The sequence below is a fragment of the Camelimonas sp. ID_303_24 genome (assembly GCF_053543495.1).
The window spans coordinates 439,313-458,928 of the sequence record NZ_JBLLJM010000003.1 but is presented as its reverse complement, the minus strand read 5'-3'; the positions used below and the strand labels follow the sequence as shown (position 1 = coordinate 458,928).

The following is a 19,616-nucleotide window of genomic DNA, read 5'->3' as shown; positions in this document are numbered from 1 at the left end:
CCATCCCCAGGCCTGGCTCCAAAGCCATCGGGACCGGACAAATGGTTAATGCATCGTAAACCCAGACGCGTTAACGGTCCGTTAATAATTATGGCGCTTTCCAGGCAAAGTTATGCACCTCCCGCGATCGCGAGATGGATTCAGCGCACAGGCGGGGCGGTGTTGAGAAAAACGTGTATGGAATCGCGCGGTCGTCAGCGCGCCTGAAAAAATGCCCGTTCATGCACAGGCGTCCACATCTATCCCCGCCGGCTGGAGGCGTGGGGGGCCAGCGCGAGGGCTCCCGGTCAGGCGCAGGCGTTGAAGATTGCTGTGGCGTGGGGTTGCCGGCGCGGTCACAATGTCGCCGCCATCGAGATCGGGAGCAGTCAATTGGGCAACCGGAGCTTTTTCCACCTTCATCTGATATCGGATTCGACCGGCGAAACCCTTATAGCGGTGGCGCGGGCCGTTTCGGCCCAATACGACGGCATATCGGCGATAGAGCACGTTTACCCGCTGGTGCGTTCGCGCTCGCAACTGGAGCGCGTTACGGACGGCATTCAGGCCGCGCCGGGAATGGTGCTTTACACCCTCGTGGATCCTGATCTGGCGCTGGAAGTGGAGAAGGTCTGCCTCGAAACCGGTTCGCCGTGTCTCTCGGTCCTATCACCAGTGGTGAACATGTTTGAAGCCTATCTGGGCGCGGCCTCACGCGGGCGTCCAGGGGCGCAGCACACCCTCAACGCCGACTATTTCAAGCGCATCGACGCCATGAACTATACGATGATGCATGACGATGGTCAGTTGGTCAGCGGTCTTGCTGACGCAGACGTCATCCTGTTTGGCGTCAGCAGAACCTCAAAGACCCCAACAAGCATCTATCTGGCCAATCGCGGCGTTAAAACCGCCAACGTACCTTATGTGCCTGGCGTTCCGGTTCCCCAGGACATGACCGAATTCCGCGGGCCGCTGGTCGTCGGACTGGTGGCCAGCGCCGAGCGCATCGTCCAGATCCGCCAGAACCGGTTGCTCAGCCTGAACGCCTCTGACAGTTCGTCCTATGTGGATGAGGACGCGGTCGCCGCCGAGATCACCGAAACCCGCAGGATCTGTGCGCGGAACCGCTGGCCGGTGATTGACGTCACGCGCCGGTCAATTGAAGAGACGGCGGCGGCTATCATGGACCTGTATCGCGATCACCGGATGCGCCAGACAAGTTCGTGGGAAGCCCGGGGCAGGGGCGCTGCGACAGGACAGACCCCATGATGACACGAGGGAATGGATGACAAACGGGCTCTGGCTTGCTGACGCGCCGCTGGTGCTGGCGTCAGGCAGCGCAACGCGTCGCGAGATGCTGGAAGCGGCTGGCATCCCTGTGGAAACCAGCCCGGCCCTGATTGATGAGCGCGAGGTGGATGGCGCGGCGCGGCGCGCTGGCGCTTCGGCGGTGACCGTCGCGTCATTGCTGGCCCGGGCCAAGGCCATGGAGGTTTCGGCCCGTTATCCGGGACGGCTGGTGCTCGGCGCCGACCAGACCCTGGCGTGTGCGGGGCGGCAGTATGACAAGCCGGCGGATGCGGCTGAGGGGAGGGCGCATCTGGCCGCATTCTCCGGACGCGCCCATCAGCTCCATTCCGCTGCGGCTCTGGTCAAGGATGGCAAGGTTGTTGCAGAAGCCCGGTCATCTGCCGAATTGACCATGCGGCGCCTGGGGGCCGAATTCATTGCCGCTTACGTGGCTGCTGTTGGCCCGAAAGTCATGACGAGTGTTGGCGGTTATCAGCTGGAGGGACTTGGCTCCCAGCTGTTTGATCACATTGATGGTGATCATTTCACCATTCTTGGCCTGCCGCTGCTGCCCCTGATGGGGCATCTGCGGGCGGCGGGCTACCTGGCGGAGTAAGACGTGGAACAGGCAGACAATGTTGCGCGGGCATGCGTTATCGGCGACCCGATTTCCCATTCGCGCTCGCCGCTGATTCACGGCCACTGGCTGGAGCGCCTGGGGATTTCAGGCGCTTATGACCGGCGCCGCGTGGCCGTCGGCGAGGTCGCGGCATTTTTGCAGGAGGTCCGCGCCGGCAGGCTGCGCGGTGGCAACGTGACGGTTCCCAACAAGGAGGAGGCGGCGCGCCATGTCGACGCCCTCACAGAAACAGCCCGGCGTCTTGGCGCCGTCAATACCGTCTGGGAAGACAACGGCAAGGTTTGGGGTGACAACACCGATGTCACCGGCTTTCTCGCCAATCTTGATGAGCGCAGTCCTGGATGGGACCGCAAGCCGGAAAAAGCGATTGTGCTCGGCGCCGGGGGCGCGGCGCGCGCCATCATTTACGGATTGCAGACGCGCGGCTTTCGCGAGATCGGCATAGCCAACCGTTCGCTTTCGCGCGCCCGCGAAATAGCCGGCGAATTGCAGTCGCCAGGTGAACGGCAACTCGTCCCGATTGATTGGGAGGCGCGATCCGGCGCACTGGAAGGGGCGACTTTTCTGGTTAACACCACGTCGCTGGGCATGACCGGTCAGCCGCCGCTGGATATTTCCCTGGATGCCTTGCCCATCGGGGCGGTCGTGCACGATATCGTCTATGCGCCGCTGGAAACGGACCTGCTGCGCGCTGCGCGGCAGCGCGGCAATCCAGTCGTGGATGGCCTTGGCATGCTGTTGCATCAGGCCGCGCCTGGTTTCGCCCGCTGGTTTGGTCAGAAACCGCAGGTGACCGATGAACTTCGCCAGCTGATTATCAACGACGTGAACAGGAGCGCGGCATGACCTTCATTCTCGGACTCACCGGCTCAATTGGTATGGGCAAATCGGCGACCTCCGCCATGTTCCGTGAAATGGGCGCATGGGTGTACGATGCCGATGCGGCGGTGCACGCCATTTACGCCGGCCCGGCGACGCCGCTGGTTGAAGCCGCGTTTCCAGGTGTGGCCGATGCAAATGGCGTGGTGAATCGCGAGCGGCTTGGCGCCGCCGTTCTGGGTGATCCTGTGGCGCTGAAGCGTCTTGAGGGCATTGTCCATCCGCTATTGCGTCAACACCAGCTTGATCTGGTTCAGCAGGCTGTTGATGCCAGTGTCGCGGTGTTGGTGATGGATGTGCCGCTGCTGTTCGAGACTGGCGGAGACCGCCGCTGCGATGCGGTGGCCGTGGTCAGCGCCGATCCAGAAATCCAGCGCGAGCGGGTTCTGGCGCGTCCGGGCATGACAGCCGAAAAATTTGAAATGATTCACGTGAAACAGATGCCTGACGCCGAGAAGCGACGCAGGGCCCATTTCATCATCGACACAGGACATGGGTTCGACCATGCCCGGCTCCAGGTGAATGATATCCTCAAAGCCATCGCCGGACGCGAAGGCGCCGCAGCAAAGCAGTTGCTTGCCGCCGCCTGAGGTTAGCCGCCGCCGAAGGCCTTGAAGATGGACACGGGCGCGGGGCAGGCTTTCGCGAAGCCGCCGTCAGCGCCCTTCCGATCAGACGGGACCGTCTGATCGACCAGAATTTGCTCACAATAAGGATGCAGGAGCCTTTTCCGACCCATCCTCATCGGAAACGGCTCTAATGCCAGTTCGCAATCCGGAGATCAGCCTTGAAGCTCAGGGAGATCGTTTTCGATACGGAAACCACGGGCGTTGACCCCAACAAGGGCGATCGCATCGTCGAGATTGGCTGCGTTGAAATTCTCGATCATCTCCCGACCGGCAAGACCTATCATTGCTATATCAACCCGCAGCGTGACATGCCGGCCGAAGCGTTCGCCGTCCATGGATTGAGCGCGGAGTTTCTGTCGGACAAGCCGGTTTTCGCGCTGGTGGCCGACGATTTTCGCGCCTTCATTGGCGATGCGCCGCTGGTCGCCCACAACGCCCAGTTCGACGTGAATTTCATCAACGCCGAGTTTGCGAGACTCGGCGTTCCGGCGCTCGACCCGGGGCGCATTGTCGACACGCTGGTCATCGCCCGCCGCAAGCACCCAGGCGCCAACAACTCGCTTGATGGCCTCTGCTCGCGTTATGGCATCGATAATAGCCGGCGCACAAAACACGGCGCCTTGATGGACGCCGAAATCCTGGCGGAAGTATATCTGGAGTTGCGTGGCGGCCGGCAGACCGGTCTGGATCTCAGCGTGGCTGAGGTCTCGCCCCGCGCCAGAACTGTCATGCAGACGAGCGCTTCTGAAACGGAGCTTCTGGTGCGCAGCGCTCCATTGCCGTCCCTTCTCACAGAGGACGATGTCACGGCTCACCGCGCCCTCGTCGCCAGCATGAAGGACAAGGCCATCTGGCTGGACTATATCCAGCCAGATGAAGGAGCCTCTGAAAACTGACAGGAATTCCCCAGCCTGTTCTGCGAATTTTTCCGGCAAACAAAAAGGGCGGTGACCATGTCACCGCCCACTTCACTCTGATTTGAAAGACCGTTTGTCTTACTGGGCTTGCGCCGGAGCCTCGGCAAACTGCTGGGCGCGCTCGCGATACAGGGCGGCGAAGTCGATCGGATCAACGTACAGCGGCGGGAAGCCGCCGCCGCGCACCGCGTCAGCCACGATCTGGCGGGCGAACGGGAACAGCAGGCGCGGGCATTCGATCATGATAACCGGATGCAGGTCTTCCGCCGGAATGTTCTGGGCGCGGAAGATGCCGCAATAGGTCAGGTCGAAGGCGAACAGGGTCTCGTTGTCGATCTTGGCGTTGCCTTCGAGCTTGAGTTCGACCTCAAAGTCCGTTTCAGACAGCTGCTGGGCGCCGACGTTGACCTGAATGGAGATCTGCGGAGCCTTCTCCTGGGGCGTCAGGGACCGGGGAGCGTTCGGGTTTTCGAACGACAGGTCGCGGGTGTACTGCGCCAGGCCATTGAGCAGCGGGGCGCCGTCTTGCGGCTGCGGGCCGCCGTTTACAGACGTGTCTGACATGAAAGAACCCTCTCCAGGATGCGTCGCGTATACTCGGGGCGCCGGTTAACTGTCGGCGAATGATTCGTGACGGACGTCAGAAGCCATGACGCCATGCGGGCGGAAGCGGCGCGCTAACATGGAACTGGCTCCCATACAAGCGCGGCCTGTCCGTTGCCGAAATGATGAAAAGGCTAGATGTTCGAGGATAGCACACCATATTATCCGGAACATTCGCTAACACGGGGTTCTGGCGGTTCCCGATACCGCCAGCCGCGTCTTGAAGCAGTCCGCCGCAGGTTGCCCATCATGTGACCAGCGGCGGTTCTTACCGGCTAATTTTTACAGGCTTCCAGGGACCATGCAGGATTCGTTCGACCCGCTTACCATTATCTTTCTGGCCCTGGCGGTTTTCATTATCTGGAAACTCAGGTCAGTGCTCGGCCAGCGCACCGGCAGCGAGCGCCAGCCCTATGATCCGTTTACCCGCAAGGACGCGCCGAAACCGGATGAAAAAGTTTCGCAGCCGGATGGCGGCGGCAATATCATCCATCTGCCTGGCAGTGGTCCGGCATCGAGCAATAACCAGCCGTCGTTGGACCGCTGGGCGGGGATCGCCGAAAAGGGCACGCCGGTTGCCGCCGCTCTGGACAGCATTGTCGCTTCCGAACCCCAGTTCGACGCCAGACAATTTCTGGAAGGAGCCAAATCCGCTTACGAGACCATTGTTCTGGCATTTTCGCGGGGAGATCGCATCACGCTGAAATCTCTGCTGTCGCAGGATGTCTATGAGGGTTTTGAGCGGGTGATCGCCGAGCGCGAGAAAGAGGGCCAGCGGGCGGAAACGACATTTGTCGCCATCTCGCAGCCGGTGATCTCCGACGCTGAAGTCAGCGGCAAAAACGCCCAGCTGACGCTGCGCTTCACCTCAAAACTGATCGCCGCCACCCGTAACCGGGCCGGCGAGGTTGTTGATGGTGATCCGGAAGGCGTGGTCGATGTCACCGACGTCTGGACGTTCGCCCGCACCCTGGGCAGCCGCGATCCCAACTGGCGGCTGGTGGCGACCGAAGCCGGGGGCTGAGATTATTTGGCTGTCGCCGTGCGCGGCAGTGTGGCGCGCCAGTCGATTGACAGATTGAGTCGGGAGCGTTTCCAGGTCATGGAAGCGCTCCATTTCATTGGCGTGGTCCTGTGCCTGGAACCCCATGCAGGCGGTTGAAATGGTGAAGGCCGCCGTTCGGCGACCATGATTCACGTGAAGCATTCCTGTTGCGCGGGAAATGCCTGCTGGCGGACCAGGTGGTCCAGCTTTGGGCCGGCCGCACATGACCTGGCTGGAGTTCCGCATGACGCGCAAACGCTCACGGGAGCTTGACCGGCAGGAGCGCCTCCTGTGGGAAACTGTTGCGCGAACCGTGACGCCGCTCCCCGGCCGGACACAACTGGTGGCTCCGGTTGATCCGCCGCCTGCGGATCAGATCGATTCGTCGTCGTCACAGTCCCAGGAAACGACCTCGGGGCCCGCGAGAAAGACCAGGGGACGGCGCGATTCGCCCGCTGGAAAACTGGCGCAGACCCTGCCGCCCATGGTCGTCATGGCCCGCAAGGAGCGCCGGGCCGTGGTCCGGGGTGTGGCCCAGATTGACGCCAAGCTTGACCTGCATGGGGTGCGACAGGATGAAGCCCAGCATATTTTGCGAGCCTTTCTGCTGCGCTCCGCCGCCGCGGGTTGCCGCACTGTGCTGGTGGTCACCGGCAAGGGCGCGCCGGCCCGAGACGATGCGCCGCTTTGGCATGGCGATCGCAGCGAGCGCGGCGTATTGCGCCGGCTGGCCCCCTTCATTCTGGAATCCACCGAACTCAGGGACATCGTCCTGGGCTATGAGGCGGCGGACCAGCGCCATGGCGGCCTCGGAGCCTTGTATGTGCGTTTGCGCCGCCGCAGCCGCTGACGGACGATCCTTTATCTGTGGGGTCGCGCGCGGAGGCCCCATCCAGGAATGCCGCCGCCGATCCAGATAATCGCTCCATAAATCGCTGCGCCTGCGGCGCACGCCAACAGCAGGGCGGCGAGGCGGCGGAAGCCACTTTCGTGATCGAGCAACGGCCCATTTCCAACGAAAACCAGCACCGCCGTCATGATTGCCGTCGCCAGCCCCTGGACAAGAACGGGGCGGGCGATTGCCTGTGACGGCCGCCACCAGTTCCGGGATGCTAGGATCAGCGCAATGGCCGCGCATTGGGCCCACAGGCCCGCCGCGACCGCAGCGCTGGCGCCGCCAACGCCCCAGCGCGGCGTCAGCAGAACGGCAACTACGGCGGTGACCGCAATGCCGGCGAGACCACAAGCTGCCGACGCCCAGGCCTGCTCGCGAACCAGAAGCTCCTGCAACAGAACCCGCGCCACGACGCCAGCGGGCAGACCAGGCGCCATCGCCATCAGCGCCAGGGCCGTCCCTGTGACGTCGCTGGAGGAAAAGGCGCCGCGTCCGAATAGGATCCGGATGATTGGCTCGGCCAGCACAAATAGCGCCGCTGCCGCCGGCAAACCAATGGCAAGCGCAGAGGCAAGCGCATGGTTCAGCATTTGATCGCCCGGCGGCGCATGTGCTCCCGAAGCGCCAATTCGATTGGCCCCAAGCTCGGTTAGCACAACAGAGCCTATTACGACGCCGGCTAATGAGAGTGGTAGCTGGAACAGCCGATCCGCATAGTAGAACCAGGCCAAAGCCGCCGGCTCCTGGGAGGCAATCGCTGAAGCAACGATGGCGATGATCTGGAAACTTGCCGTTGCAACCAGCGCTGGCGCGGCAAGCCGCAGCGCTTTGCCGATGCCGGCCATGACGCCGGGCTGCCGGCTGCCTGAGGCGCGGCGCAGCACGGGCAGCAGCGGCCACAGGGCGAGCCCAAGCTGCAGCAACCCACCTACGCTGAGGGACAGCGCCATCAGTGTCCCCATGGTCTGGGGATTGCCGGTCATGTGCGGGATCGCCAGATAGGCCCCCACCAGCGCCGCGTTGACGATGGCGGGCGCCAGGGCCGCGATGACATAGCGCCGCTCGGCGTTGAGAAACGCGGCGGCAATTGACGCCAGCGATGCAGCGCCAATGAACGGCGTCATCAGCACGAACCACCAGCGCGCCAGCTCGAAATCCTGGGGGCGGCTTTCGAGACCAGGCGCGGACAGATGGATGACCGCGCCGGCCCCCAGCGCCAGCACGGCGCCGAGGACGCCCAGCGCCAGGGTTGCCAGCGCTAGCGTGGTCCGGGCGAAGGCGGCGGCGTGGGCCTGGCCCTCCTGCATGCGCAGGCGCAGATAAATCGGGGTGAAGGCCGCGTTGAGCCCGCCTTCGCCGAGCGTGCGGCGCAGGGCATTGGGCGCGCGCAGGGCAGCCAGCAATGCTTCAGCCATAGGCCCGGCGCCCAGCAGGTTCGCCACCAGCATATCGCGGGCATAGCCGAGCAGGCGGGAAATGATGGCGGCAAAACCCACCGCCGCCGCTGGTGACGCCAGTTTCATGCGAGCCCCGCCATGACATACTGCCTGCCGGCGCGAGAGTTGCGGCGCCCTGCAACGCATGACTGGGCTTCACGCCAGCGCTTGCATATGGTCGATTGACCTGAGGCCACTGCCCTTTGTGCAGACCTGCTCACCGAACGACCACCCCATCAGAACCTGCATTCATGACCGATATGGCTTCAGATCACCCGCAAGCGCCAGTCCACAATCCCGCACAACCCGCTGGCTCACCGTCCGCGCCGGGCCGGGCGATCCTGTTTCTCGCCATGGCGTCGTTCGTCAGCGCCGCAACCGCCCGCGTCGCCGATCCGCTGTTGCCGGAAATCGGCCGGGAATTCGGCGCCACGCCCGGCCAGGCCGGGCTGATTGTCGCCGCCTTCTCCATATCCTACGGGTTGCTTCAGGCTGTCTATGGTCCCGTGGGCGATGCCTTCGGCAAATATCGCCTGGTGGCCATCGCCACGTTCATGTCGTCGCTCGGGGTTATCGCCAGCGCCTTCGCTGGCTCGCTCCAGGTGCTGGCGTTGACCAGGCTGCTGTCCGGGGCCACCGCCGCCGCCATCATCCCGTTGTCGATGGCGTGGATTGGCGACGTCGTGCCCTATGAGCAGCGTCAGTCGGTGCTGGCGAAATTCATGAGCGGCCAGATTCTGGGGCTGGTGTTCGGCCAGGCGTTTGGCGGCATGCTCAGCGAGATCATGGGCTGGCGGCAGGTATTTGTGGTGCTGGCGCTGCTGTATGTGCTGGCCTCGGCCGGCCTGACCGCTGACATGTTCCGCAAGGACCACCCGCCGCCGGTGCGCTCGGGCAGTGGCGGGGTGGGGCGCGGCGTATTGCAGATGCTGGGGCTGCTGACGCGCCCCTGGCCGCGCACCGTCATCGTCATGGTGTTTCTTGAAGGGGCGATCGTCTTCGGCTGCTGGGCCTATGTCGGTTCGGAATTGCAACGCCGTTTCGCCATTGGTCCTGGAACCGCAGGCGCCATCCTCGCCGTTTTTGGTTTTGGCGGACTGGCTTATGCCCTGAACGCCCGGACCATGGTCAAACGCTTCGGTGAGCGTGGCCTGGTGATCTGGGGCGGCGTCGGCCTGGCCATCGCCTTCACGCTGATTGCCATCACGCCGGTGCTGTGGAGCGCCATCATCGCCTCAGCCATCTGCGGGCTGTCATTCTACATGCTCCACAACACCCTGCAGACCAACGCCACGCAGATGGCGCCGGAGGCGCGTGGATCGGCGGTGTCGCTGTTCGCTTCGGCGCTATTCATTGGCCAGACGGCGGGGGTGGCTGTTATCGGCCCGATGTTCGACCGCTGGGGCGGTCAGCCGGGACTGATCATTGCCGCCATTCTGACGCCGCTGTTGGTGGTTTGGTTTGCCGGGCGGCTGCGCTACCGCCCGGAGTGAGTCGCAACCGAAGCCGTTACAGGATGAAGCGGCTGAGATCGGTGTTGCGCGCCAGCTCGCCGAGGCGGGCTTCCACATAGGCGGCGTCGATCCGGACAGTTTCGCCGGCGCGATCTGCTGCAGTGAAGGAAATATCGTCGAGCACGCGTTCAACTACCGTTTGCAGACGCCGGGCGCCGATGTTCTCGACCGAAGCATTCACCTCCACCGCAATGCGCGCCAGCGCCTCAATGGCGTCGCCCGTGAACTCCAGGGTCACGCCCTCCGTCGCCATCATGGCGATGGACTGGCGGATGAGGTTGGCCTCGGTCTCGGTGAGAATGCGCCGGAAATCGCTCTCATCCAGCGAGGTCAGCTCAACGCGGATCGGCAGACGCCCCTGCAATTCCGGCAGCAGGTCAGACGGTTTGGCGACGTGGAAGGCGCCGGAGGCGATGAACAGGATATGATCCGTCTTCACTGGCCCGTGCTTGGTGGAGACGGTGGTGCCCTCAATCAGCGGCAGCAGATCGCGTTGCACGCCCTCTCGTGAAACATCGCCGCCGCCGCGATGTTCGCGCACGCAGATCTTGTCGATCTCGTCGAGGAAGACGATGCCGTCGTTCTCGACCTGGCGGATGGCTTCCTGGACCAGCTGTTCCTGATCGAGCAGCTTGTCGCTTTCCTCGCTCATCAGCGGCTCAAAGGCTTCGCGCACGGTGGTGCGGCGAGACCTGGTGCGGCCGCCCATGGCCTTGCCAAAGATGTCGCCGATATTGATGGCGCCGACGGAGGCGCCCGGCATGCCTGGCAATTCGAACATCGGCATTCCCCCAGAAGGGGCCTGCAACTCGATATCGATTTCCTTGTCATCGAGCAGGCCGTCGCGCAGCTTGCGGCGGAACGAATCGCGCGTGGCGGCGCCTGACGTGGAGCCGACCAGGGCGTCGAGCACCCGCTCTTCGGCGGCGAGTTGCGCCCGGGCCTGCACGTCCTTGCGCCGGGTTTCCCGCACCAGGGAAATTGCCACTTCCACCAGGTCGCGGACGATCTGCTCCACGTCGCGGCCGACATAGCCGACTTCGGTGAACTTGGTGGCTTCCACCTTGAGGAACGGCGCGCCGGCCAGCCGCGCCAGCCGGCGCGCAATCTCGGTCTTGCCGCAGCCGGTGGGGCCGATCATCAGGATATTCTTCGGCATCACTTCGTCACGTAACGCCGGGTCGAGTTGCTGTCGGCGCCAGCGGTTGCGCAGGGCGATGGCCACGGCGCGCTTGGCGTCGCGCTGGCCAACGATATGCCGGTCCAGCTCCGAAACGGTTTCACGGGGAGAAAAATTGGTCATGGCGGCATCATGCTAGGGCGCTTTCCAGAAAAGTGGACGCCACTTTGCGTCAGGAAAACGCGTTAAACCAACTGGAAAGGGCAAAATATCAGTTCAGTGCGAACGGATATTGCCCCAGGCATTCCCGGACGAAGCAGTGTCTGGTTCGCAGCGGAATGCGTGAATGGCGAAGCGAATAAACTGCTTAGCGCGCGGTCTCGAGGCTTTCGAGGACAAGGTTGCGATTGGTGTAAACGCAGATGTCGCCGGCAATCGCCATCGATTTGCGCACGATCGCCTCGGCGTCCCGGTCAGTGTCGAGCAGGGCGAGCGCCGCGGACAGGGCGAAATTGCCTCCCGAGCCGATCGCCATAACCGAACCTTCCGGGTGGGCTTCCGGCTCGACCACATCGCCGGTGCCCGACAGCAGCAGGCTGACGTTTTTGTCGGCGACCAGCATCATCGCCTCCAGCCGGCGCAGATAGCGGTCGGTGCGCCAGTCCTTGGCCAGTTCGACACAGGCGCGGGTAAGCTGCGCCGGGTATTGCTCCAGCTTCGCTTCAAGCCGCTCAAACAGGGTGAACGCATCAGCCGTCGCGCCGGCAAAGCCGCCGAGCACGCCGCCGCCGGCCAGACGCCGGACCTTGCGGGCGTTGCCCTTGATAACGGTTTGGCCAAGGCTGACCTGACCATCGCCGCCCATGACGACCCTGTCGCCCTTGCGGACCATGAGAATGGTGGTGGCGTGAAAAACGGCGGGGCCGTCACTGGGCATGGAAGCATCCGTCTGCATGCTGGAACATTGCTCCAGCATGTAGGACTTCCAGGGCCGGCAATCCAGTGTCGCGGGGGAATTGGGCTCGCCAGCTTCCCGGCGGGCCCCATGGTCTGCGGCGGCCGAGCCACGCCCGCGCCGCCTGCGGCGATTATTCCGCGGCCATCGGCAAGCGCTGGTAGCGGCTGGCGCGGGCATTCAGATCGGCCAGCGCAGCCGCGTACTCGCTGCGGAACCGGGCGATCAGTTCGCCGGCGCCGAGCACGTCCTTGATCGAACCAACGCCCTGGCCTGAGCCCCAGATGTCGCGCCATGGCTTCACCTGCTTGCCGTCGTCGCCGAAATTCATCTTCGACGGGTCGGAGGTCGGCAGATTGTCCGGATCAAGGCCGGCGCGCTCGATTGATTTGCGCAGGTAGTTGCCATGCACGCCGGTGAACAGGTTACTGTAGACGATGCCGGACGAGTCGGCGTCGACAATACCCTGCTTGTAGGCTTCGTTGGCGTTGGCCTCGCGCGTGGCGATGAATGCGGAGCCGATATAGGCGAGGTCCGCGCCCATGGCCTGCGCCGCCAGAATGGCCCGGCCGCTGGCAATGGCGCCCGACAGGGCCAGAGGACCGTCAAACCATTCGCGAATGTCCTGAATCAGCGCCATTGGCGAAATGGTTCCGGCGTGACCGCCAGCGCCAGCCGCCACGGCGATCAGGCCGTCGGCGCCCTTTTCCACCGCCTTGCGGGCGAAGCGATTGTCAATGACGTCATGCAGCGTCACGCCGCCATAGCCATGGATGGCCTGATTCAGGTCTTCCCTGGCGCCCAGCGAGGTGATGATGACCGGGACCTTGTGCTTCACGCACATTTCGACGTCGTGATCGAGCCGGTTGTTGGAGCGGTGGACGATCTGGTTGACTGCGAATGGCGCCGACGGCTGGTCCGGATGATCGCGGTCATGGGCGGCCAGTTCTTCGCGAATCTGGTGAAGCCATTCGTCGAGCAGCTCCTTGGGACGGGCGTTGAGCGCCGGAAAGCTGCCGACGATGCCGGCCTTGCACTGGGCGATGACCAGTTCGGGTCCCGAGACGATGAACAGGGGCGAGGCGATCGCCGGCAATGACAGGCGTTCCGACAGGACCTTGGGCAAACTCATTTATTCCTCCTGAACCGGCCGGTGGCGGCCAGTCTGTCTCTTGCCCGGGGAACAGGCGTCGAAGCGTGCGCTCCCCTGGCGCCGATATGCCGACAGCAAGCCCGCATAACGCGCTGGCGACAATGCGGGATTGCGCCACAGACTTGTCAGAATGCGCCATGCGGAGCCCTGTTGGACTGATGTCACAACCGTTTGACATTCCGCCGCCGACGCGAGAGCTTTTCCCAAACCAATATTGAATAAATCCGGGAGGGAACAAAAGATGGCGCATTGGCGCAAGAAAACACCTGTTCGGACAATATCTGCCGGGATGCGGCGAACCAGCGTCGCCGCGCTGGCGGCTGCGCTGCTCGCTCCGCTTGTCGTGCAGGGCGCGAAGGCCGAGGAAAAACCGGCGATCTCCGGCGACGCCGTCAAAATCGGGCTGCTGCTCGATATGTCCGGCCCCTATGCCGATATTACCGGTCCCAGCAGCGTCACCGCGGCGCAGATGGCCATTGATGATTTCGGCGGCAAGGTTCTCGGCAAGAACATCGAGCTTTTGAGCGCGGACACCCTCAACAAGCCCGACATCACCGCCGCGCTGGCGCGGGAGTGGTTCGATTCCAAAAACGTCGACGCCATCATGGACGTTGCCGCGACCGCGCCGTCGCTGGCAGTGCTGGAGGTTGCCCGGCCGCGCAACAAGATCGTAGTGCTGACCAGCCCGGCCTCGGCGCGTCTGACCAACGAAGCCTGCACACCCACGTCGATCCACTGGACCTACGACACCTATGCCCTGGCTCACGGCACCGGCAAGGCGGCCGTCAAACAGGGCTTCGACAGCTGGTTTTTCGTGACGGCTGACTACGCTTTCGGCACGGATCTGGAGAAGGACGTCACCCGGGTCGTCCGAGAGGGCGGCGGCAAGGTGCTCGGCTCGGTGCGGGCGCCGCTCAACACCCTCGATTTCTCGTCGTTCCTGCTGCAGGCGCAGGCCTCAAAAGCGAAGATCATCGCGCTGGCGAATGGCGGCAACGACACCGTAAACTCCATCAAGCAGGCGCAGGAGTTTGGCGTGGTTCAGGGCGGCCAGAAGCTCGCCGGCATGCTGATTTTCCTGTCCGACATCCACAGCCTTGGCATCGACAAGGCCCAGGGACTGGTGCTCACCACCGCATTCTACTGGGATCGCGACGAGGCTTCCCGCGCCTGGTCAAAGCGCTACTTCGAGAAGACCGGACGTATGCCCAGCATGTCCCAGGCGGGAACCTACTCGGCCACCATGCACTATCTGAAGGCGGTGCAGGCGGCCGGCACGGACGCGACCGACGCCGTGATGAAAAAAATGCGCGAGACGCCGGTCAATGATTTCTTCGCGACCAATGGCAAAATTCGCGAGGATGGCCGCATGGTGCATGACATGTACCTGGCCGAGGTGAAATCGCCATCCGGGAGCAAGGGACCGTGGGATTATTACAAGATCCTGCAGACCATTCCAGGCGACGAGGCGTTCCAGCCCCTGTCCGAATCGCGCTGCCCGCTGGTGAAGAAGCCATAGGCCCGCAGACCGGCAGCGATTGACCGTTGATGTGCGAGCATTCCATGCTTCCGCATCAACGCGTCGCTCGTCGCGGGACCGCCGTTACGAACGGTTTCTCCTGGACGGTGTTTCGCGTGAAACATAAAAAATCCGGGAGAGAAACGTCATGACGCAATCCAGCCGCTGGAAGCAGCGGCCTGAAGGCTCCACCTGGGGTGACTTCGGGCCGGACGATCAGCTGGGACGGCTGAACCTGATCACGCCGGAAAAGGTGAGGCAGGGTGCGGCGGAAATTCGCGAAGGCCTGTCATTCTGCTTGAGTCTGCCGCTGGAATATCCGGGTGGCAATGTGCTGAATCCGCGCCGCTTCCCACCCGTGCTGCGGCCGACGCGGCGCGGCGACGCCGTCAACATGAACTACCAGCTGGGTCGCGATCACGCTGGAGCCACCGACGTGTTGTGCGACGATCTGGTGCTTTTGCACCTGCAATATTCGACCCAATGGGACAGTTTCGCTCACGTCGGCTCCATGTTCGACGCCGATGGCGACGGCGTGCCGAAGCCTTTGTATTATAACGGCTTTCGCGCCGGGGAAGACGTGGTCGGCCCCAGGGATCTGGCGGACGCTGGCGCGCCAGAAGGATACGGGCCCAGCACGTCCGGAGCCCGACGCCTTGGGGTCGAGAACATGGCGGTGAAGGGCATGCAGGGCCGCGCCGTGATGATCGATCTGCACGCCCATGTCGGCCGGGCGCGCGAGATTATCGGTTATGACCAGCTGATGGCGATCCTTGAGAAGGATGGGGTCGAGATTGAAACCGGCGATATGGTCTGCCTGCATACAGGTTTCGCCGAGTTTCTGCTGGAGCTTGGCGGGGCGCCAACCCATTTCGCCGTCGAAAATGCCTGCGCCCTGCTCGATGGCCGCGACCAACGTCTGCTGCAATGGATTACGGACAGCGGTCTGGCTGCGCTGATCGCCGATAATTATTCCGTGGAGGCCTATCCGGCGCGTCCAGGGGGCGATTGCTGCGCGCAGTTGCCCTTGCACGAGCATTGTCTGTTCAAGCTCGGCGTGCATCTGGGCGAGCTATGGCATCTGACGCCGCTGGCCAGCTGGCTGCGCGAACATGGCCGTAACCGTTGCATGCTGACCGCGCCGCCCTTGCGACTGACCGGAGCCGTCGGTTCGCCGACGACGCCGGTCGCGACGGTCTGATCCCGCCCTGAGGTTGCGTCAGCCGGTTGAAACCACCGTCCCTGACGCCGCGCCGTCCGGGTTGCGCAGATAAGCCAGCATTGGCTCGGCATTGATGCGGATGTCCTCTTCCGCGCCCTGCCGCGCCAGTTCGGGGTTTTTCTGCCGCAGTCCGTCAAGCAGCGTGTGGTGCGGATGGCGGCGGGGCAGGGTCGTCGGGCGGTGAACCAGCAGCGCGTTCATCAGAGGGCCGATCTGCAACCACAGGGTTTCTGCAATGCGATAGTGCAGCGGCATGTCGGCGATGGCGCAGAACGCGGCGTGAAAGCGTTGGTTCTCCGCAAAAGATTCTTTGAAGTCGCGCGCTTTTTTCAGCGCGATCATGCGGTCATGGATCGCTTCCAGCTCCGCCACCTGGTCCTCGGAGGCGATTTCTGCGGCGCGCGCAGCGCAGCGGCCCTCTATATCCGTGCGCAACACGCAGATCTCGCTGAACCGCTCCGGATCAATATGCGGGATGCGCACCGAGCGGTGGTCAAGCTGGGCCACCGCCATATCGGCGACGAGCCGCGCCAGCGCCTCGCGCACCGGCGTCGGGCTGACGCCGAGTTCCGCCGCGATATCGCGGAGCTTCAGTTTTTCGCCTGGTGAGAACCGGCCGCTCATGATGTCGCGGCGCAGACGGAAATACGCCTGGTTGCTCAGGCTTTCCCGGGCCAAGGGTTCATCGGACTGCTTTTGGAGTGCGGACATCATGGCTTTTCTCCCGCCCGGTGGGCGGGATGTCATTTCATATATGCGATGCGAAGCGGGTGTGGGCGCTACATGCACCGCCACCGCCGCCAGCACAAGCCCTGGTCAGCGGGAAGCTGCAAGCAATGAAGAATTTTATAAGCTGTTACAATAATTGAAGGCCGCCGCCATCAGGCGCGACGAAGCCGCCGATCTGGAAAATTGCGCGCGCTAGCCCCGAAAGGCAACCAGGCGGAATTGCTACTTGGCATGATGCAAACCGCCGCTTAACACTGGCCCGCGCGCCTCATTCACGGTGCGCGACGGCAATTCCGCCCGCCGCCGCCTGTCGAAAAGGCGTCCCGGCCGTCCGGGGATGTTCTCCGGGACGGCAGGGCAACCTGGGCTCTCTCGCGTCACACAGGGAGAGAAGCGCAGCGGTGTTAGTCGGGCGTGATGAAATATGGGCGGAAAAGGTGTTTGACGGGCTGAACCTGCGGTTCGCCGCGGACAAACTCCCGCAACGGAATGCTCTTCTGGCGTGAGCCACAAGGGATGCAGAAACAGATTGCCGTTGCACTTGAGGCATGCGGCGACATGGCGCACGGGAAGGACAAGAGGATGGATCTGAGCTTTACCCCCGAAGAACAGGCCTTCCGCGAGGAAGTGCGGGCGTTTTTCCGGACGGCTCTGCCGGAACAGCTGCGCGCCAAGCTTCGCGCTGGCCATCACGTCAGCAAGGACGAGCAGGTGGCGTGGCAGCGCACCCTGAACAAAAAGGGTTGGGCTGTTCCGCACTGGCCGGTTGAGTGGGGCGGCACGGGTTGGGACCCGGTGCGCCAGTACATCTTCCGCGAAGAGCTGATGGCGGCCCCCGCGCCTGAGCCGCTGGCCTTCAACGCGAGCATGTGTGGCCCGGTCATCATCCAGTTTGGCTCGGAGAAGCAGAAGAAGCACTTCCTGCCGCGCATGGCCAATCTTGACGACTGGTGGTGTCAGGGTTTCTCCGAGCCTGGTTCCGGCTCCGACCTCGCCTCGCTGAAGACCTCGGCGCGCCGCGACGGCGATGTCTATGTGGTCAATGGCCAGAAAACCTGGACGACCCTCGCCCAGCACGCTGACTGGATCTTCTGCCTTGTCCGCACCGATCCGTCGGCCAAGCCCCAGCGCGGCATCAGCTTTCTGCTGATCGACATGAAGACGCCGGGCATCACCGTGCGCCCCATCATCACCATCGAGGGTGGCCACGAGGTCAACGAAGTCTTCTTTGACGATGTGCGCGTGCCAGCCGAAAATCTCGTTGGCGAAGAAAATCGCGGTTGGGACTACGCCAAGTTCCTGCTTGGCAACGAACGCGTCGGCATCGCCCGCGTCGGCGCCTCCAAGGAGCGCGTGCGCCGCATCAAGCTGCTTGCGTCTGAATCCCGCCACGGCAACCCGCCGATGATCGAAAACGCCCGTTTCCGCGAAAAGCTCGCCGCCGTTGAGGTGGAGCTGAAGGCGCTGGAAATGACCCAGATGCGCGTGGTCGCCAATATGGCGAACCTCGATGGCAAGCCCGACCCGGCCTCGTCGATTCTCAAGATCAAAGGCTCGGAAATCCAGCAGACGCTGACCGAGATGATGGTCGAGCTGGCTGGCCCGGAAGCCCTTGCCTACCAGCCTCATGGCGCGGATGGCCGCAACGAACCGGCGGCGGCGCCGGAATGGGCCCTGACCTCGGCGCCCAACTTCTTCAATTATCGCAAGGTCTCCATCTACGGCGGCTCGAACGAGATCCAGAAGAACATCATCAGCAAGCAGGTGCTGGGCCTCTGAGAGGCAGGCTCCGCTTCCCGGCCCTTCGTGGCCGGGGGGCTTCCGTTATTCAGGCTCCGGCGCGAAGGCGCTGTTGAGCCGGCGAAGGAATAGTCAGTCATGGATTTTGACCTCAGCGAAGAGCAGCGCCTGCTGAAGGACAGCGTCGACCGTCTGGTCGCCGACAAGTACGATTTCGAATCGCGCAAGCGTTATGGCGCCGAGCCGAAGGGCCACAGCGACGCGCTCTGGGCGCAATACGCTGAACTTGGCATTCTCGGCCTGCCATTCGCGGAAGAAGACGGCGGTTTTGGTGGTGGCGCCGTCGATACCATGATCGTCATGGAAGCGCTTGGCCGCGCCCTTGTGCTTGAGCCCTATCTGGCGACGGTCGTGCTGGGTGGCGGCGCCTTGCGGCGCGCCGGCAGCGCGGCGCAGAAGCAGAAATTCATCCCGCAGATTGCCGAGGGCAGCCTCAGGCTTGCTCTTGCACACGCCGAACCTCAGGCCCGCTATAACCTCGCCAATGTCGCGGCGACGGCGAAGCGTGATGGCGACGGCTGGGTGCTCAACGGAACCAAGTCCGGCATCCTGCATGGCGACAGCGCAGACCTGCTGGTGGTCAGCGCCCGCGTCTCCGGCGAGCAGACCGCGGAGAAGGGCGTCGCGCTGTTCCTCGTGCCTGCGGACGCCAGCGGGCTGACCCGCCGTGGTTACGCCACTCAGGATGGCCTGCGCGCCGCTGATATCGATCTGGCCAATGTCCGCGTTGGCGCAGACGCCCTGCTTGGCGGTGAGGACAACGGCCTTGCCGTTATCCGCCGCGTCTATGACGAGGCTGTCGCCGCGACGTCGGCGGAAGCGGTTGGCGCCATGCAGCGGGCGCTCGAACTGACGGTTGAGTACATCAAGACGCGCAACCAGTTTGGTCAGGCGATTGGCAACTTCCAGTCGCTGCAGCATCAGGCCGTTGACATGTTCACCGCGCTTGAGCAGGCGCGCAGCATGGCCATGTACGCCACGATGATGGCCCAGGAGGAGGATGCGAACGAACGCGCCCGCGCCATGGCCGCCACCCGCGTCCAGGTTGGCCGCTCAGGCCGCGTCGTCGGCAAGAATGGCGTGCAGCTTCATGGCGGCGTGGGCGTCACCATCGAGTTCGCCATCGGCCATTACTTCAAGCGCCTCACCATGATCGACGCCATGTTCGGCGACGCCGACCATCATCTCGGCATCCTGTCAGACCTCGGCGGTCTGCTTCCGGCCGCCTGAAACCGGCGGTAACGTCGACATTCTGAAACCCGGCCTGTCGCTCCGGCAGGCCGGGTTTTCC

Annotated in this window: 18 protein-coding genes; 12 read left to right on the top strand and 6 right to left on the bottom strand. The window is 63.4% G+C overall.

Annotation, left to right across the window (positions count from 1 at the left end; all coding sequences use genetic code 11):
* The first annotated feature begins 372 nt into the window (after positions 1-372).
* From ACERNI_RS04905 to dnaQ, 5 genes are all read left to right on the top strand, one after another.
* The gene (locus tag ACERNI_RS04905) at positions 373-1,248 is read left to right on the top strand and encodes a pyruvate, water dikinase regulatory protein (protein ID WP_448832175.1); all 876 of its coding nucleotides are present in this window, start codon (positions 373-375) and stop codon (positions 1,246-1,248) included.
* Positions 1,249-1,264: 16 nt separating this feature from the next.
* Positions 1,265-1,885 (top strand): Maf family protein, encoded by a 621-nt coding sequence (locus ACERNI_RS04900; protein WP_448832127.1) that lies wholly within the window; start codon positions 1,265-1,267, stop codon positions 1,883-1,885.
* A gap of 3 nt (positions 1,886-1,888) precedes the next feature.
* Positions 1,889-2,755 (top strand): shikimate dehydrogenase, encoded by an 867-nt coding sequence (locus tag ACERNI_RS04895; protein ID WP_448832126.1) that lies wholly within the window; start codon positions 1,889-1,891, stop codon positions 2,753-2,755.
* On the top strand, positions 2,752-3,378 hold the full coding sequence (gene coaE, locus ACERNI_RS04890) for a dephospho-CoA kinase (protein WP_448832125.1): 627 nt from the start codon (positions 2,752-2,754) through the stop codon (positions 3,376-3,378). The genes ACERNI_RS04895 and coaE overlap by 4 nt, the downstream gene beginning before the upstream one ends.
* 197 nt (positions 3,379-3,575) lie before the next feature.
* Positions 3,576-4,313, top strand: a complete 738-nt coding sequence (gene dnaQ, locus ACERNI_RS04885; protein ID WP_448832124.1) for a DNA polymerase III subunit epsilon — start codon at positions 3,576-3,578, stop codon at positions 4,311-4,313.
* 99 nt (positions 4,314-4,412) lie between these two features.
* On the opposite strand, the gene secB is transcribed toward dnaQ, so the two are convergent.
* A complete protein-coding gene (gene secB, locus ACERNI_RS04880) occupies positions 4,413-4,898 on the bottom strand; it encodes a protein-export chaperone SecB (RefSeq protein WP_448832123.1) in 486 nt (161 codons plus the stop codon).
* Between the two features lie 340 nt (positions 4,899-5,238).
* On the opposite strand from secB, the gene ACERNI_RS04875 reads away from it, so the two are divergent.
* Both ACERNI_RS04875 and ACERNI_RS04870 read left to right on the top strand, forming a co-directional pair.
* The gene (locus tag ACERNI_RS04875; protein ID WP_448832122.1) at positions 5,239-5,961 is read left to right on the top strand and encodes a Tim44/TimA family putative adaptor protein; all 723 of its coding nucleotides are present in this window, start codon (positions 5,239-5,241) and stop codon (positions 5,959-5,961) included.
* A gap of 265 nt (positions 5,962-6,226) precedes the next feature.
* Positions 6,227-6,832 carry a Smr/MutS family protein gene (locus ACERNI_RS04870; protein WP_448832121.1) on the top strand — a complete coding sequence of 202 codons (606 nt, stop codon included), beginning with the start codon at positions 6,227-6,229 and terminating at the stop codon, positions 6,830-6,832.
* 11 nt (positions 6,833-6,843) lie between these two features.
* On the opposite strand, the gene murJ is transcribed toward ACERNI_RS04870, so the two are convergent.
* Complete coding sequence (murJ, locus tag ACERNI_RS04865; RefSeq protein WP_448832120.1) at positions 6,844-8,400, bottom strand: murein biosynthesis integral membrane protein MurJ; 1,557 nt, start codon at positions 8,398-8,400, stop codon at positions 6,844-6,846.
* 164 nt (positions 8,401-8,564) lie between these two features.
* On the opposite strand from murJ, the gene ACERNI_RS04860 reads away from it, so the two are divergent.
* Positions 8,565-9,806, top strand: a complete 1,242-nt coding sequence (locus ACERNI_RS04860) for an MFS transporter (RefSeq protein ID WP_448832119.1) — start codon at positions 8,565-8,567, stop codon at positions 9,804-9,806.
* A gap of 16 nt (positions 9,807-9,822) precedes the next feature.
* Here the strand turns inward: ACERNI_RS04860 and hslU are convergent, their stop codons facing one another.
* The 3 genes from hslU to ACERNI_RS04845 form a co-directional block, all read right to left on the bottom strand.
* Positions 9,823-11,130 (bottom strand): ATP-dependent protease ATPase subunit HslU, encoded by a 1,308-nt coding sequence (gene hslU / locus ACERNI_RS04855; RefSeq protein ID WP_448832118.1) that lies wholly within the window; start codon positions 11,128-11,130, stop codon positions 9,823-9,825.
* Positions 11,131-11,314: 184 nt separating this feature from the next.
* Positions 11,315-11,902: an ATP-dependent protease subunit HslV gene (hslV, locus tag ACERNI_RS04850; RefSeq protein WP_448832174.1), complete on the bottom strand. Its 588-nt coding sequence runs from the start codon at positions 11,900-11,902 to the stop codon at positions 11,315-11,317.
* Between the two features lie 133 nt (positions 11,903-12,035).
* Positions 12,036-13,034: an NAD(P)H-dependent flavin oxidoreductase gene (locus ACERNI_RS04845; RefSeq protein WP_448832117.1), complete on the bottom strand. Its 999-nt coding sequence runs from the start codon at positions 13,032-13,034 to the stop codon at positions 12,036-12,038.
* A 310-nt stretch (positions 13,035-13,344) separates the two neighbouring features.
* On the opposite strand from ACERNI_RS04845, the gene ACERNI_RS04840 reads away from it, so the two are divergent.
* Both ACERNI_RS04840 and ACERNI_RS04835 read left to right on the top strand, forming a co-directional pair.
* A complete protein-coding gene (locus tag ACERNI_RS04840; protein WP_448832116.1) occupies positions 13,345-14,574 on the top strand; it encodes an ABC transporter substrate-binding protein in 1,230 nt (409 codons plus the stop codon).
* A gap of 148 nt (positions 14,575-14,722) precedes the next feature.
* Positions 14,723-15,775, top strand: a complete 1,053-nt coding sequence (locus ACERNI_RS04835; protein WP_448832115.1) for a cyclase family protein — start codon at positions 14,723-14,725, stop codon at positions 15,773-15,775.
* Between the two features lie 18 nt (positions 15,776-15,793).
* Here the strand turns inward: ACERNI_RS04835 and ACERNI_RS04830 are convergent, their stop codons facing one another.
* Complete coding sequence (locus ACERNI_RS04830; RefSeq protein WP_448832114.1) at positions 15,794-16,603, bottom strand: GntR family transcriptional regulator; 810 nt, start codon at positions 16,601-16,603, stop codon at positions 15,794-15,796.
* 504 nt (positions 16,604-17,107) lie between these two features.
* Here ACERNI_RS04830 and pimC point away from each other — a divergent pair.
* A complete protein-coding gene (gene pimC, locus ACERNI_RS04825; RefSeq protein ID WP_448832113.1) occupies positions 17,108-18,304 on the top strand; it encodes a pimeloyl-CoA dehydrogenase large subunit in 1,197 nt (398 codons plus the stop codon).
* Between the two features lie 99 nt (positions 18,305-18,403).
* Positions 18,404-19,555 (top strand): acyl-CoA dehydrogenase family protein, encoded by a 1,152-nt coding sequence (locus ACERNI_RS04820; RefSeq protein ID WP_448832112.1) that lies wholly within the window; start codon positions 18,404-18,406, stop codon positions 19,553-19,555.
* Positions 19,556-19,616 lie beyond the last annotated feature (61 nt).